The following is a 13,983-nucleotide window of genomic DNA, read 5'->3' on the forward strand; positions in this document are numbered from 1 at the left end:
CTGTCGCGATCAGTCGATCTGCAGCCGGTAGCCGATGCCGCGGACGGTCTGCAGGTGTATCGGGTTGCCGGGATCGGTCTCGATCTTGCGGCGCAGGCGATTGATCTGGACGTCGACGGCGCGCTCGCTGCCATTGGCGCTGGCGGCCAGGTCGATCCGCGACACCGTCTCGCCCGGCTGCGTGGCGAAGATGCGCAGGAGATCGCGCTCGCGTTCGGTCAGCCGGACGATCTCGTCGCCGCATTTCAGTTCGCCGCGGCCGAGATGGAAGGAGAACGGGCCGAAGCACACCGTCTCCTCGACCGGCTGGCCGCGCGACTGGCGGCGCAGGATCGAGGCGATACGCAACAACAGTTCGCGCGGCTCGAAAGGTTTGGCCAGGTAGTCGTCCGCGCCGGCTTCCAGGCCCTGGATGCGATGCTCGAGCTCGGACCGGGCCGTCAGCATCAGTATCGGCACATCGGAGGAGGTCCGCAGGTCTGCGGCGAAATCGATGCCGGATTCGCCGGGCATCATCAGGTCGAGCACGATCAGATCGAAGGTGAGACCGTTGAGCCGCCGCCGTGCCTCCGCGGCCGTGTCGGCGGTCGTGACCCGGTAGCCGTTCTCCACCAGGTAGCGCGACAGCAGCGTACGGATGCGGCGGTCGTCGTCGACCACCAGCAGGTGCGGCGCGGTGTCTTCCGGCACCGTCGCGCGGCCCTTGGCGGCGGTTGCGCGGTCACTCGTCGTGTCGCCAGCTATCATGTCAGCGGACCTCCGGTCGCCCCCGCGTTCCGGTTGGCGGATGCGTTGGTTCAGTCATTCTGCCGCGAGCCCTGGTTGCCCTTCAACAAGGCTGCGACCTTGTCGCGCTCGCGCGGATTGACCATGGCCATCAGGAATCGCCGTGTCGCATCGGCGTCGGCCTCGCTCGTCGCCGCGATCGCGGTGGCGAATCGCGCGAACTGGGGCGAGGCGAGCCGCAGCGCCAGCGCGCGGCCGCGGTCGGTCGGGAACAGCAGACGCTGGCGGCGGTCGGAGGGGCCTTCCTGCTGGTACACGAATCCCTCGTCGACAAGCTGCTTCAATACCCGCCCGAGACTCTGCTTGGTGATCTTGAGGATATCCAGGAGTTCGGCGACGCTCAGGCCCGGGTTGCGGTTGACGAAATGCAGCACCCGGTGATGGGCGCGGCCGAAGTCGTACTCGTTGAGGATCGCGTCCGGGTCGCTGATGAAATCGCGATAGGCGAAGAACAGCAGTTCGACCAGGTCGAACAGACTGGTGTCGGGCGTCTCCGCCCCGCTTTCCGCCTGCCGGTCCTTTTCCGCCGCGAGGCGACTGAAATTTACGTCAGCCATATTGACATATTTTTTTTCGATTGTTACGGATAAGCCACCGTACGCGAAATAATCGATCGCCGCGGTCGCCGTTCAAGGCTAAACGATAGCGCACCCGCTATTGACTGGCCTGTTCAGGCGGAAGATACCGATTGTCGCATCAACACGCAAAGCCCATGCCGCCCGCCAAGGGATTGGGGCGCAATCGGGTAACGCCAAGGAGTTAAGTCATGTCGTCTCTTCCCTTCGATCAGCGTGAGGGCGTCATCTGGTATGACGGCCGCATGGTGCCGTGGACGGACGCAAATCTGCATGTTCTCAGCCACGGGCTGCACTATGCGAGCGCCGTATTCGAGGGCGAGCGGGCCTATGGCGGCGAGATCTTCAAGCTCGACGAGCATACCCGCCGGCTGCACGAGTCGGCCCGTCTGCTGGATTTCGAGATCCCGTATTCGGTCGAGGAGATCAATGAGGCCTGCAACGCCGTGCTGCGCGAGCAGGGGTATTCCGACGCCTATGTCCGTCCGGTCGCCTGGCGCGGCAGCGAGATGATGGGCGTTTCGGCGCAGCACAACATGATCCACCTGGCGATCGCCGTGTGGGAGTGGCCGTCCTATTTCGATCCGGCGCAGCGGGCCAAGGGCATCCGGCTCGACATCGCCGAGTTCCGGCGTCCCGATCCGCGCACCGCGCCGTGCAAGTCGAAGGCTGCGGGCCTCTACATGATCTGCACGATCTCCAAGCACAAGGCCGAGAAGAAGGGCTTCGCCGACGCGCTGATGTTCGACTGGCGCGGCTACGTGGCCGAGGCGACCGGCGCCAACGTCTTCTTCGTCAAGGACGGGGTCCTGCACACGCCGACGCCGGACTGCTTCCTCGACGGCATCACCCGGCGCACCGTCATCGATCTGGCCAAGCGGCGCGGCTACGAGCTGGTCGAGCGGCACATCAAGCCGGAAGAGATGGAAGGGTTCGAGGAGTGCTTCATCTGCGGCACGGCGGCGGAAGTGACACCGGTCTCCGAGATCGGGCCCTACACCTTCACCCCCGGCAACATCACGCTGACGCTGATGAACGACTACAGCGAGGAAGTTCAGCCGAAGCAGCCGACCAAACAGATGGCGGCTGCCCGCTGACCGATTTGCGAAACGGCTAGTCCGGACGGCGCGGGTTCCTCAAGGGATCCGCGCCGTTTTTCATTCGGCCGGCGCTGCGTGATGCGGCTTGAACAGGCGCCCGCGCTCGGTGATCAGAACCGTGATCAGCGCCAGGGTACCGAGAACGAGAAAGCCCGAGAGCAGCGGCACGACGGTTCCGTCGTAGAGATGGCCGACGTACCAGCCGAAGACCGTCGCGCCGGCCGTCGTGATCGCGCCGACGAAGGAGGCGGCCACGCCGGCTATGTTGCCGAGTGGCTCCATCGCCATGGCGTTGAAGTTGGGCATCATCATGCCGAAACAGAAGAAGTTGGCGGCCAGGAAGGCGCAGAACAGCCAGATCGACGGTTCGCGGCCGTAGATCAACACGACGGCAAGATGCACGGCGGCGACGACGACGAAGCCGAGGAGCGCGGCATGCGAGAGTGGCCGCATGCCGATGCGGATGACCAGCCGGCCGTTCAGAAACGCGGCAACGGCCAGCGACCCCGAGATCATCGCGAAAAACAGCGGGAACAGTTCGCCGATCTCGAAGGACTCGACGAAAATCTGCTGCGCAGAATTGATGTAGGCCAGCAGCGGCCCGAAGATGAAGGCGATGGCGATGGTGTAGCCAAACGTCTCGCGGTTCGAGATCGTCCGGTAGAGCGCATGGCCCAGCCACCGCAGCGACAGGGGCGCGCGCTCCTCCGGCGGTCGCGTCTCGGGAAGCCGGACCTGCACCCAGACGGCGATCGCCAGGCTGAACAGCAGCAGGGCGACGAAGATCAGGTGCCAGCCGCCCAGCGCCAGGATGCCGCTGCCCATGGCCGGGGCCAGCATCGGCAGGATAATGAAGACGATCATGACGAAGGACATGACGCGGGCCATGTCCCGGCCCTCGAACTTGTCGCGCACGACCGCGATCCCGACGATGCGCGGCGACGCCGAGCCGATGCCCTGCAGGGCCCGCAGCAGCAGCATCGAGGAAAACGAGTCGGCCAGCAGCGTGCCCAGCGACGCCAGCACGAAGATGCCGAGGCCGACGGTGAGGATCAGCTTGCGCCCGAACCGGTCGGACAGCGGGCCGTAGACCGGCATGGCCGCCGCGAAGCCGAGCATGTAGGCGGTTATCATCAGCTGCCGGTCGTTGGGGTCGGCGACGGCGAGGTCGTCGGCGATCATCGGCAGGGCCGGCAGCATGATGTCGACGGCGACCGCGGTGAGCGCCATCAGCATCGCGATGATCGCCACGAACTCTGCAAAGGGGAGCGAGAGCGCGTTGGCGCTGCCGGCGGCGCGTGGTGTCATGTGGGCGTGTCGATCGATGTCATGTTGCGGGATGCCGTACGCCGGTCCGGACGCACGGAAGGATGATGGTTCGAACTGATTACTGAACGCGAGAACGCGCCCGCAAACAACCGTCGATGGCGCATGTCTGCCCTGCCTTGCCCTTCCGGACGGGGAGCTGGGCGGCGGCGGCCGGGGGCGGGCGCTACTCGGCGGCCTTGTCGAGGTGCCAACGGTCGGCTGCGTGGTCGTCCGCGGCCCTGGCTTCCACCCAGTCGCCGGCGCTGCCGTCGGCGAAGATCTCGCGCTTCCAGAACGGTGCGCGGGTCTTGAGCCAATCCATCAGGAACTCGGCGGCGGCAAAGGCGGCGGCGCGGTGGGCCGAGGCCGTCACCACCAGGACGATGTCGTCGCCGGCCGCGATGACGCCGTGGCGATGGATCGCGACGGCGCCGGCGATCGGCCAGCGGCGCGCGGCTTCGCCGGCGACGCGGGCGATCTCTTCCTCGGCCATGCCGGGGTAGTGCTCGAGCTCGAGGCCCTTCAGCCTGCCGCCGTCGGACCGGCAGATGCCGGTGAAGGTGACGACGGCGCCGACATCGGCGAGGGCGGCGAGCCGCTTGGCCTCGCCCGCCGCATCGAACGGCCCGGCCTGGACGCGCACGTCGATGATCGGCTTGTCGGCCATGTCAGGCCCCGGTCAGCCGCCGGTCATCGGCGGGAAGAAGGCGATCTCGCGGGCGCCCTCGATCGGCGCGTCGCGCTGGACGTGGGCGCGGTCGATGGCGATGCGCACCACATGCTCGTCGCCGAAGGCGTATTCGAACTCCTCGCCGCGGCCCTTCAGCCAGTCGATCAGGTCACCGGCCGTCTTCACGGTCGCCGGCGGCTCGATCACTTCCTCGGCGAGGCCGGTGCGCTCGCGGATCCATGCGAAATAGAGAGCTTTCAAACCCTGTACCTCGTTGCTTCTACTCTTCCATCGCGTGGCGGATGCCGGCGCGGAAGTAGTCCCAACCAGTATAAAGGGTCAAAATCGCCGAGAGCCAGAGCAGCGTCAGGCCGACGAGGCTGACGCCGGGGATGACGGCGTCGCCGGCGGGGCCGGCGAGCAGGAAGCCGATGGCCACCATCTGCATGGTCGTCTTCCACTTGGCCAGCGTCGTGACCGGCACGGACACGCGCAGTTCGGCGAGGAATTCGCGCAGGCCGGAAACGAGGATCTCGCGGCTCAGGATGATGATGGCGGCGAGCAGCGACCAGCCGCCGATGGTGCCGGCATCGACCAGCATCATCAGGGCGGCGGCGACCAGCAGCTTGTCGGCGATCGGATCGAGCATGCGGCCGAGCGCGGACTGCTGCTGCCAGGCGCGGGCGAGATAGCCGTCGAGGAAATCGGTGATGGAGGCGGCGATGAAGACCGTCAGTGCCAGCCAGTTCGCCAGATGGCCCTCCAGATAGAAACAGGCGACCATCGCCGGCACCGCGGCGATGCGGCCGTAGGTCAGGATATTCGGCAGGGATGTCGCATGGCCCCGCGCGTGGGTCGACGAACTCGTCATGCTTTCAGTCACCATGGGAATCCCCGCGCGTCAATGGGTTCGATGCGCTTCTAGGGTATCCGTGTGACAGAACTATAGCGTTCCGGCGAAAGCGGAAGGGGGCCGACTGTCGCGGCGGTTAACGCGGCCGCCCGCAACGTGCCCCCTCTACTTGTCCCGGGCGCTCGGACCCCGACTTCGCCATTGACGGGGCGGCCGGCAACGGCCACACCGCCGGCATGGAACACGTGGACGTCCTGATCATCGGCGCCGGCGCGGCGGGCATGATGTGCGCTTATCAAGCGGGCCGGCGCGGCCGCTCGGTGCGCGTGATCGAACATAACGACACGCCCGGTGATAAGATCCGCATCTCCGGCGGCGGGCGCTGCAATTTCACCAATCTCGGCGCGGGCCCGAAGGCCTTCCTGTCGCAGAACCCGCATTTCTGTAAATCGGCGCTGAGCCGTTACACCCAGCACGACTTCATCAAGCTGATCGAGCAACACGGCATCGCCTGGCACGAGAAGACGCTGGGACAGCTCTTCTGCGACGGATCGGCCCGACAGATCATCGACATGCTCAAGGCCGAGATGGCGCGGGCCGGGGCGCAGGTGCGGCTGTCCACCAGCGTCAACGACATCGAGAAGGCCGGCGACGGCTTCATGGTCACGACGACGGAAGGACCGATCGCCTGTTCCTCGGTGGTGATCGCCACGGGCGGCAAGTCGATCCCGAAGATGGGTGCGAGCGGCTTCGGCTACGACGTCGCCCGCCGGTTCGGCCTGCGGATCACCGAGACCCGGCCGGGCCTCGTGCCGCTCACCTTCGAGGCCGGCTTGCTGGATCGGCTGAAGCCGCTCGCCGGCATCTCCGTCGACGCGGTGGTCGCCTGCGGCAAGACGCGCTTCGCGGAAGCCGTGCTGTTCACCCACCGGGGCCTGAGCGGGCCGGCGATCCTGCAGATCTCGTCCTACTGGCGCGAGGGCGAGGCGATCACGATCGACATGCTGCCGGGCACCGACGCGTTCGGGGCGCTGAAGGCCGCGCGGGCGCAGGCCGGGCGGCGGGCCGTGTCGACGGCGCTCGGCGAGCTTCTGCCGAAGCGGCTTGCCCAGACGGTCTGCGAGCTGGCCGGCGTCCGGACGGGCCCGGGGGGCAATCTCGCCGACTGCTCCGACGCGGTGCTGCGGCGGGTCGGCGCAGGCGTGAACGCCTGGACGGTGAAGCCGGTCGGGTCGGAAGGCTATCGCACGGCGGAAGTGACCGTCGGCGGCGTCGACACGCGCGACCTCGACCAGAAGACGATGGCCGCGCGCGCCGTTCCGGGGCTGTTCTTCATTGGCGAGGTGGTCGACGTCACCGGCTGGCTCGGCGGCTACAATTTCCAATGGGCCTGGTCGTCGGGCTGGGTCGCGGGGCAGGCGGCGTAGGGGCGGCGCCGGGTTTTTGGGATCGGGCAGGGCGGTGCAAAACGCTCCATGTCCTCATCCGCTGCGCAGGCGGACGAACCAGTCCCCCGTGCGGCAGCCGGTCCACGGAACCGAACGTTCGGCGGTTGCCGGATGCCGGCTGGCGCGGGCATGACGGGGTGTGTTCGAGGCATGGCCCGGTGTTTGGCTCCGGCTCAGCGGGTTTTGCGCCGCGGCGCATCCGCGCCGCAACCCCTCTCCTGCAAGGGGAGAGGGGTAACGGACGGCACGGCCTCGCCCCTTGCTCTTTCTGTCATGCCCGGGCTTGTCCCGGGTATCCATGGCCACGGTGGTCATTCCCGTGGCGCGGGCGGTGGTCCGGCAATTTAGAGGACTGCGAAAAATCGAATTAAATGGCTGAGATTCTTGTTAACTTTTTGTTTCTTCAGTGTAAATACTCCTCGATAAAAGGTTTACAATAGATGGTGAGCTGCTCGTTGATTGCTCTCCGGGGCTCTTTGTGTAGCCAGTATCACGTGGAGAGAATATGCACTCTGCTGCGCACAGCAAAACCACATCTCTATTTTCTTGGTTGCCTGCTGCGTTAGCTAGGGTTTTGTATGTCATAAGTGAATTCTGTCTATGTTTATTCAGTATTTTATTGTGGGTGTGGGCCATAAAATTCCTGCTGAAAAGTATAAGAAGATACCCTAGCGCTGAAAATATAATAATTTTACTTATTGAGAGTTGTATGGTTTCGTATACGTTGTTGGGTGTTAAGAGAGGCCACTTGTGCACAAATACTGCGGCAATGGCATAACTCGCTATTGTAGCAGCAAAGACTAGCGTCCAAAATCGCCATTTTTTTGCTTCAGAATCGTGTTCATTGGCTTCGTTGGAGAAGTATATCGCTTCTTGAGATACGCCTTGTTCAGCCGCAACTTTTCGTATTTCTTCCAGTAAATTTTGGGCCTGTTCAGACTGGCTCGTGATGTCCTCTATTAGTTGGTTGGTGTTATCTCGTATTGATTGTACGGAAGCGCGGGCTTCTGTTTCAAGGCGATTCAAATCAGTAGTCCGGCTTGCGGCATATGCGATGATCGGAGATAATTGATCAAATGCCCCTTGGTAGAAGCTAGTTACGCGCGAAATTAGACTATTTCTATTATTTATTGCGTTCCCGTCTCCAACATTTTCAATCGACCAGTTTGCGATTTCTTCAAGTGTATTGTAAAAAGAATTAGATTGTTTCAATATTATATCTAATTTATTGTCTGGGAAGTCAGATAGAATGCTTGTTGGTATCTGCTTGAATAGCTGTATTACTTTCTTGGTTGGCTCTACGACGTCTGAAAAATTAAGCGACTCTCCAAGTCTCTCGGTTTGTGGAAGCGATTGAACATCGAATTTTTGTACTCTAGATAAAGCTGCTTCAGCTTCTTGTTTCTTTTCGGTCATGGTGCGCCCCGTAATTCAAATTAGGTGGCCTAGCCTAGGTGCCTTAAATTATTGCAGGACAATTATGAGGGGTTGAGCCGCTTAATTTCAAGATATGGTTTCATACCTCTCTAGCGTTGCATTGCGTGCGTGCTTGTACGCTTTAACTACGCTCGATTCTGGGTCCGGCAGTTTTGTAGATTGAACTGATCTTGGGTAACGTCGGCGCCGGATGTTGCCGACCGTCACTCACCCTCATGAAAGAAATCGTACACCTGCCGCGCCATCTGGGCGCTGATGCCCGGCGCTGCCTCGAGGTCGGCGAGGCCGGCGCGGCTGACCGCCTTGGCGGAGCCGAAATGGCGTAGCAGCGCGCGCTTGCGGGTCGGGCCGATGCCGGGGATCTCGTCGAGCGGGTTGGCGGCGAGCGCCTTCTTGCGGCGGGCGCGGTGAGAGCCGATGGCGAAGCGGTGCGCCTCGTCGCGCAGGCGCTGGACGAAGTAGAGCACCGGATCGCGCGGGGCGAGGCGGAAGGGCTGGCGGCCTGGGATGTGGAACTCCTCGCGGCCGGCATCGCGGTCGAGACCCTTGGCGATGGCGACCAGCGGAACGTCCTCCAGCCCGAGTTCGGCCATCACCGCGCGGGCGGCGGACAGCTGGCCCTGGCCACCGTCGATCAGCACCAGATCGGGCCAGGGAGAGTCGTCGTCCTCGACGACGTCGAGGATACCCGGATCATCCGTCGAGACGGGCGCATCCGCGCCGTCTTCGGGATGAGGGGGGGCGGCCTGGTCGGGGGCGTCCCCACCGCCCGGTGCGCGGCCGGTTTCCTTCAACAGCCGCTTGAAGCGCCGGGTCAGGACCTCGCGCATCATGGCGTAGTCGTCGCCCGGCGTCAGGTCGGCGCCCTTGATGTTGAACTTGCGGTACTGGCCCTTCTCGAAGCCTTCCGGCCCGGCGACGACCATGCCGCCGACCGCGTTGGTGCCCATGATGTGGGAGTTGTCGTAGACCTCGACACGGCGCGGGGCATCGTCGAGGCCGAAGGCCTCGGCGACGCCGGCGAGCAGGCGGGCCTGCGAGGCGCTTTCGGCGAGGCGGCGACCGAGCGCCTCCTTCGCGTTCGACAGCGCGTGCTCGACCAGCTCGCGCTTCTCGCCGCGCTTGGGCACCGCGACCTCGACCTTGTGCCCGGCGTTGAGCGACAGCGCCTCGCACAGCAGTGCCATCTCCTCGATCTCGTCGGACAGGAGGATCAGGCGCGGCACCGGCTTGTCGTCGTAGAACTGGGCGATGAAGGCGCCGAGCACCTCGGCGGCGTCGAGCGACTTGTCGGCGCGCGGGAAGTAGGCGCGGTTGCCCCAGTTCTGGCCGGTGCGGAAGAAGAACACCTGGATGCAGGTCTGGCCGCCGTCCTGGTGCACGGCGAAGACGTCGGCCTCGTCGACGGTCTGCGGGTTGATGCCCTGGTGCGCCTGGACGTGGGACAGCGCGGCGAGGCGGTCGCGGTAGACGGCGGCGGTCTCGAACTCGAGGCGCTCGGCGGCCGCCTCCATCTGGTGCGCCAGGTCCTCGCGCACCGCCCGGCTCTTGCCCGACAGGAAAGCCTCGGCCTCCTTGACCAGAACGGCATAGTCCTCGAGCGAGATCTCGGCCGTGCAGGGCGCCGCGCAACGCTTGATCTGATAGAGCAGGCAGGGCCGCGTCCGGCTCTCGTAGACGGAATCCGAGCACGACCTGAGCAGGAACGCGCGCTGCAGGGCGTTGATCGTGCGCCCGACCGCGCCGGCCGAGGCGAAGGGGCCGAAATAGTCGCCCTTGCGGTTCCGGGCGCCGCGATGCTTGACGATCTGCGGGGCGGGGTGGTCGCGGGTGATCAGGATGTAGGGGAACGACTTGTCGTCGCGCAGCAGCACGTTGTAGCGCGGGCGCAGGCGCTTGATCAGGTTGGCTTCCAGCAGCAGCGCCTCGGTCTCCGTCTGGGTGGAGACGAATTCCATCGCCGCGGTCTCGGCGATCATGCGGGCGATGCGCTGGGTCTGGCCGCCGATGCGGGCGTAGTTTCCGACGCGCTTCTTCAGGCTGCGCGCCTTGCCGACGTAGAGCACGTCGCCCTTGCGGTCGAGCATGCGGTAGACGCCGGGGCCGTTCGGCAGGCGCCTGACCATGGCCGCGATCACCGAAGGCCCGGTGCGGGCCGGCGTCTCGGTGGTGTCGGTCGTCTCGGTCGTGTCGGGCTGGTTGGTGTCCGCGCTCATGGAGTATCGCCGGACGCGTCGCCCCGGCCCATCCGGGGAAAGGCGCCTATTCTTTGATGCCTACGACGTCCGGGGTTTCCCAGGCAAGGTGCTGGCCGCCGTCGACGACCAGCATCTGGCCCGTCACCGAGGGCGATTCAAGCAGGAAACGGGTCGCCTCGGCGATCTCCATGACGGTCGGCCCGCGATGCAGCAGGACGGCGTCCTGCTGGCGGTGGAAATCGTCCATGCTCTGGCGCACGTTGGGCAGCGTAGGGCCGGGCGCGACGGCGTTGACCCGGATGGTGGGGGCAAGCCCCTGCGCGAGCATGCGCGTCGCCGACCACAGCGCCTCCTTCGATACCGCGTAGGAGAAGAACATCGGCGTGGGCTTCAGCACCCGCTGGTCGATCAGGTTGACGATCGCGCCGGTCTTGCCGGAGGGCAGGGCGGCGGCGAAATGCCGGGCGAGCAGCACCGGCGCGCGCAGGTTGACGTCGAGCTGCAGGTCCCAGTGCTCGGCGGTCACGGTGGCCGGGTCGTCGGGCTCGAAGAGCGAGGCGTTGTTGACGAGCGCGGTGACCGGGCCGAGCGCGGCGGCGGCGTCGGCGATCAGGCGTTCGGGCACAGCGGGATCGGCGAGGTCGCCGGAGACCATGGTGGCGCGGCCGCCTTCGGCGACGATATCGCCGGCCAGCCCGCGGGCGTCTTCGGCGGAGTGGTGGTAGTGGATGGCGACGGCATAGCCGTTCTCCGCCAGGTCCAGGGCGATCGCCCGCCCGATGCGCTTGGCCGCGCCGGTGACCAGAACGGTTTTCCCTGTCATTGCCTGTCCTGCCTGAAAATGCCGCCCGCGCCGTCGTCGCTCGTTACGAGGCCGCGAGACCGGCGGATCGATGGGCGACCACCATGACCACATAGGCGACGTAGACGGCAAGGAAAGCCATCCCGGCGAGACGGCCGATGCGGAGGCGCCAATAGACGAACGGCAGGACCGCCAGCGAGGAGGCCAGCATCACCCACAGATCGACCTGCAGGATGACCGGCGCGACCGGCACCGCGGCCGCCAGCGCGGTCAGCCCCATGATCGACAGGAGGTTGAAGATGTTGGAGCCGATGACGTTGCCCACTGCGATCGCGCTCTCGCGCCTGAGCGCCGCCATCATGGTCGCGGCGAGTTCGGGCAGCGAGGTGCCGATGGCGACGACCGTCAGCCCGACGGCGGCATTCGACATGCCCCAGGCAAGCGCGATCTCGCGGGCGCCGGTGACGGCGAAATGGGATCCGAGCGGCAGGCCGATCAGGCCGGCGATCACCATGGCGGCGGAAACCAGCCGCTTGCCGGACGGGGCGGCGGCGACCGCGGCCGCGACCTCGGCAGTGGCCGCGCCGTCGCCGTCGCCGGTGGGGGCAGGGGCGCTTCGTGCGCCGTTGGCGGCGCGGCGCGCCCGCACGCCTGAGTCCCAGAGGAACGCGATCAGCAGCGTGAGCAGGATCGCGCCCTGCCACAGATGCAGCGGCGTGGTGAAGGCGAGCGCGATGAACACGACGGTCGCGAACAGCATGAAGACGGTGTTGCGCAGGAGGCCGGGCTGGTCGCAGTGCGTGGCGTAGACGATGGAGGGCAGACCGAGCACCAGCAGGATGTTGGCGATGTTGGAGCCGACCACGTTGCCGAGCGCGATGCCCGGCGCGTTCGACAGGGCCGCGTCGAGGGAGATCACCAGTTCCGGTGCCGAGGTGCCGAAGGCGACGATGGTGAGGCCGATGATCAGCGGCGGAATGCCGAGCCCGACGGCGATCGCGACGGCGCCGCGCACCAGCAGGTCGCCGGCGAAGAGCAGGACCACCAGACCGAGGACAAGGAGGAGGTAGGCGGTCACGGAAAGACTCGTCTGCGGGGGCGGGGCAGCGGGGCTGCGGCGAAAAAAGGACGCAACAGCCATATAGGAAAAGCCCGGTGAACCGAAAGGCCACTGTGCCGTGCCTCGCCGGTCCCGGTCGGACGGCGCGGCGTCGCGCATGCGCGGGCAAACCGCCAAAACGGGCGAAAGATTGCCAAAAATTAATGGAACCTCTCGTGGCTCAGCCGGATTTTGCCTACAAATGAACAGAATTTTCAGCGACCCGAACTACAGGTGATTGCCGATCGGGTTCGGGTCGGGATCCGGTGATGAGGCGTCGAGGAGAGGGACGCCGACGACAGGGGAGCCGAGAACAGGGGGCGAGACCGTACGGCCGGCCGTTGCCGGCTTGATTTGGAGTTACGCGTAATGCCGTCCCGCGCAATCGTCTCCGCGCTATTTGTTGCCGCACAGGCTGTCGCCGCAGTGGGCGCGACCTCCTACGCGCAGGCCTCCGACGACATGCTGTTCACGCCCGCCGCGCCGGTGGTCTACGACTGGTCCGGCGTCTATGCCGGCCTGTCCGCCGGCGTGAGCTGGGACGAATTCGATGCCCTGATCGGCACGCCTCCCGTCCGAACGACGTTCGACCCCAGCGGCTTCGCGGCGGGCGCCTTCACCGGCGTGAACTTCCAGAACGGTCCGTTCGTCTATGGCGTCGAGGCGGACATCAATTTCAAGCTCGGCGACGATACCGGCGTCATCGCCGGCGTGCCCTTCACCGCGGACAGCGACTGGTTCGCCACCCTGCGCGGGCGGGCCGGCTACGCGGTCGACCGCTACATGTTCTACGGCACCGGCGGCCTCGCCGTCGGCGACGTCTCGCTGTCGGCACCGGCGGCCTCGTTCAGCGACACGAAGGTCGGCTGGACCATCGGCGCGGGCATCGAGGCGGCGATTACCGACAATTTCACCGTGCGCGGCGAATATCTCTATACCGATCTCGGCAAGGCGAGCGGCACGCTCGGGGGTACGCCGTTCTCCACCGAGTTCGACAGCCACACCGTGCGCGCCGGCGTCACCTACAAGTTCAAGTAGGCGGGCAAGTTCAAGTAGGCGGGCCGGCGTCTGCCGGGAATTCCGCATGGGCCCCGGATCAGGTCCGGGGCACGAGTCCGCGGCGGTCGGCACGGCAGCGAACACACAACGGGCGCTGAGACCCGGACGTTATCCGGGGTCCATGCAGCGGCTCCCGCGCATGCCGTGCCGTCGTGTTCATTGATCCAGGGCGAATACCACCGGCCACGTCTTCGGATCGTCCGATCCGGTGCAGGTTTCCCGATAGCGGTATTCGATCAACGCGAAGGCGATGTCGCGCCAGCGCCAGCGGGCGGCATGGCCGCAGCCGTCGACGTCGCGGCCGGCGGTGACGCTTGTCAGCTCGCCGTCGCCGAAGCTGACGTCGATCAGCGTGTCCGTTCCGGTCCAGCCCCAGGCCGTGCTGTAACGGGCGAAGGACAGGCTCGCGATGCCGCCGATCTCGCCGGTTTCGACCAGATAGAGCCGCGAGGCCACGCGGCCGCCGGTCGCGGTGCAGGGCACGCCATAGAGAACGGCGGTATCGGACAGGCGCACGGTGAGGGCCTCGGTCCGCGCCATCAGCGGGCTGTCGAGGTCTTCGCAGCCGTGCACGCCGTAGTGCTGGGCGAGCACGTTGTTGGGCAGGCCGCGCTGGCCCTGGCCGCCGTCGATGGCCGAGCTCAGGCC

14 protein-coding genes are annotated in these 13,983 nt (G+C 65.6%); 3 read left to right on the top strand and 11 right to left on the bottom strand.

The window, feature by feature from the left end; genetic code table 11:
* Window positions 1-9: 9 nt before the first annotated feature.
* A complete protein-coding gene (locus MUB46_RS08875; RefSeq protein ID WP_261615519.1) occupies window positions 10-747 on the bottom strand; it encodes a response regulator in 738 nt (245 codons plus the stop codon).
* A 50-nt stretch (window positions 748-797) separates the two neighbouring features.
* Window positions 798-1,343 (bottom strand): MarR family winged helix-turn-helix transcriptional regulator, encoded by a 546-nt coding sequence (locus MUB46_RS08880; protein ID WP_261615520.1) that lies wholly within the window; start codon window positions 1,341-1,343, stop codon window positions 798-800.
* Window positions 1,344-1,552: 209 nt separating this feature from the next.
* On the opposite strand from MUB46_RS08880, the gene MUB46_RS08885 reads away from it, so the two are divergent.
* Entirely contained in the window at window positions 1,553-2,458 is a 906-nt protein-coding gene (locus MUB46_RS08885; RefSeq protein ID WP_261615521.1) for a branched-chain amino acid aminotransferase, read from the top strand.
* 60 nt (window positions 2,459-2,518) lie between these two features.
* On the opposite strand, the gene MUB46_RS08890 is transcribed toward MUB46_RS08885, so the two are convergent.
* The 4 genes from MUB46_RS08890 to pgsA form a co-directional block, all read right to left on the bottom strand.
* Window positions 2,519-3,769 (bottom strand): multidrug effflux MFS transporter, encoded by a 1,251-nt coding sequence (locus MUB46_RS08890; protein WP_261615522.1) that lies wholly within the window; start codon window positions 3,767-3,769, stop codon window positions 2,519-2,521.
* A gap of 184 nt (window positions 3,770-3,953) precedes the next feature.
* A complete protein-coding gene (locus tag MUB46_RS08895) occupies window positions 3,954-4,436 on the bottom strand; it encodes a molybdenum cofactor biosynthesis protein MoaE (RefSeq protein WP_261615523.1) in 483 nt (160 codons plus the stop codon).
* Window positions 4,437-4,448: 12 nt separating this feature from the next.
* The gene (moaD, locus tag MUB46_RS08900) at window positions 4,449-4,700 is read right to left on the bottom strand and encodes a molybdopterin converting factor subunit 1 (RefSeq protein WP_261615524.1); all 252 of its coding nucleotides are present in this window, start codon (window positions 4,698-4,700) and stop codon (window positions 4,449-4,451) included.
* A gap of 19 nt (window positions 4,701-4,719) precedes the next feature.
* Window positions 4,720-5,310 carry a CDP-diacylglycerol--glycerol-3-phosphate 3-phosphatidyltransferase gene (pgsA, locus tag MUB46_RS08905; protein WP_261615525.1) on the bottom strand — a complete coding sequence of 197 codons (591 nt, stop codon included), beginning with the start codon at window positions 5,308-5,310 and terminating at the stop codon, window positions 4,720-4,722.
* 218 nt (window positions 5,311-5,528) lie between these two features.
* Here pgsA and MUB46_RS08910 point away from each other — a divergent pair, with 218 nt between their 5' ends.
* Window positions 5,529-6,719 carry a BaiN/RdsA family NAD(P)/FAD-dependent oxidoreductase gene (locus MUB46_RS08910; protein WP_261615526.1) on the top strand — a complete coding sequence of 397 codons (1,191 nt, stop codon included), beginning with the start codon at window positions 5,529-5,531 and terminating at the stop codon, window positions 6,717-6,719.
* A 408-nt stretch (window positions 6,720-7,127) separates the two neighbouring features.
* Here the strand turns inward: MUB46_RS08910 and MUB46_RS08915 are convergent, their stop codons facing one another.
* The 4 genes from MUB46_RS08915 to MUB46_RS08930 all read right to left on the bottom strand — a co-directional run bounded on the left by MUB46_RS08915 (window position 7,128) and on the right by MUB46_RS08930 (window position 12,255).
* Complete coding sequence (locus tag MUB46_RS08915; RefSeq protein ID WP_261615527.1) at window positions 7,128-8,156, bottom strand: hypothetical protein; 1,029 nt, start codon at window positions 8,154-8,156, stop codon at window positions 7,128-7,130.
* 224 nt (window positions 8,157-8,380) lie between these two features.
* Window positions 8,381-10,393: an excinuclease ABC subunit UvrC gene (gene uvrC, locus MUB46_RS08920; protein ID WP_261615528.1), complete on the bottom strand. Its 2,013-nt coding sequence runs from the start codon at window positions 10,391-10,393 to the stop codon at window positions 8,381-8,383.
* 46 nt (window positions 10,394-10,439) lie between these two features.
* Window positions 10,440-11,198, bottom strand: coding sequence for an SDR family oxidoreductase (locus MUB46_RS08925; RefSeq protein WP_261615529.1), 759 nt, complete (start codon window positions 11,196-11,198; stop codon window positions 10,440-10,442).
* A 43-nt stretch (window positions 11,199-11,241) separates the two neighbouring features.
* The gene (locus MUB46_RS08930; RefSeq protein ID WP_261615530.1) at window positions 11,242-12,255 is read right to left on the bottom strand and encodes a calcium/sodium antiporter; all 1,014 of its coding nucleotides are present in this window, start codon (window positions 12,253-12,255) and stop codon (window positions 11,242-11,244) included.
* Between the two features lie 390 nt (window positions 12,256-12,645).
* Here MUB46_RS08930 and MUB46_RS08935 point away from each other — a divergent pair, with 390 nt between their 5' ends.
* Window positions 12,646-13,314, top strand: coding sequence for an outer membrane protein (locus MUB46_RS08935; RefSeq protein ID WP_261615531.1), 669 nt, complete (start codon window positions 12,646-12,648; stop codon window positions 13,312-13,314).
* Window positions 13,315-13,491: 177 nt separating this feature from the next.
* Here MUB46_RS08935 and MUB46_RS08940 read toward each other — a convergent pair.
* The coding region (locus tag MUB46_RS08940; protein ID WP_261615532.1) for a DUF1176 domain-containing protein at window positions 13,492-13,983 on the bottom strand (492 nt) is incomplete at its 5' end.

The organism is Microbaculum marinisediminis (assembly GCF_025397915.1).
Lineage (GTDB): Bacteria > Pseudomonadota > Alphaproteobacteria > Rhizobiales > Tepidamorphaceae > Microbaculum > Microbaculum marinisediminis.

Coding starts and splice junctions, on each gene's coding strand:
- MUB46_RS08925 (WP_261615529.1), bottom strand. CDS start 11,198: ATGACAGGGAAAACCGTTCTGGTCACCGGCGCGGCCAAGCGCATCGGG.
- MUB46_RS08875 (WP_261615519.1), bottom strand. CDS start 747: ATGATAGCTGGCGACACGACGAGTGACCGCGCAACCGCCGCCAAGGGC.
- MUB46_RS08885 (WP_261615521.1), top strand. CDS start 1,553: ATGTCGTCTCTTCCCTTCGATCAGCGTGAGGGCGTCATCTGGTATGAC.
- MUB46_RS08935 (WP_261615531.1), top strand. CDS start 12,646: ATGCCGTCCCGCGCAATCGTCTCCGCGCTATTTGTTGCCGCACAGGCT.
- MUB46_RS08895 (WP_261615523.1), bottom strand. CDS start 4,436: ATGGCCGACAAGCCGATCATCGACGTGCGCGTCCAGGCCGGGCCGTTC.
- MUB46_RS08880 (WP_261615520.1), bottom strand. CDS start 1,343: ATGGCTGACGTAAATTTCAGTCGCCTCGCGGCGGAAAAGGACCGGCAG.
- MUB46_RS08910 (WP_261615526.1), top strand. CDS start 5,529: ATGGAACACGTGGACGTCCTGATCATCGGCGCCGGCGCGGCGGGCATG.
- MUB46_RS08890 (WP_261615522.1), bottom strand. CDS start 3,769: ATGACACCACGCGCCGCCGGCAGCGCCAACGCGCTCTCGCTCCCCTTT.
- pgsA (WP_261615525.1), bottom strand. CDS start 5,310: ATGACGAGTTCGTCGACCCACGCGCGGGGCCATGCGACATCCCTGCCG.
- MUB46_RS08915 (WP_261615527.1), bottom strand. CDS start 8,156: ATGACCGAAAAGAAACAAGAAGCTGAAGCAGCTTTATCTAGAGTACAA.
- uvrC (WP_261615528.1), bottom strand. CDS start 10,393: ATGAGCGCGGACACCAACCAGCCCGACACGACCGAGACGACCGACACC.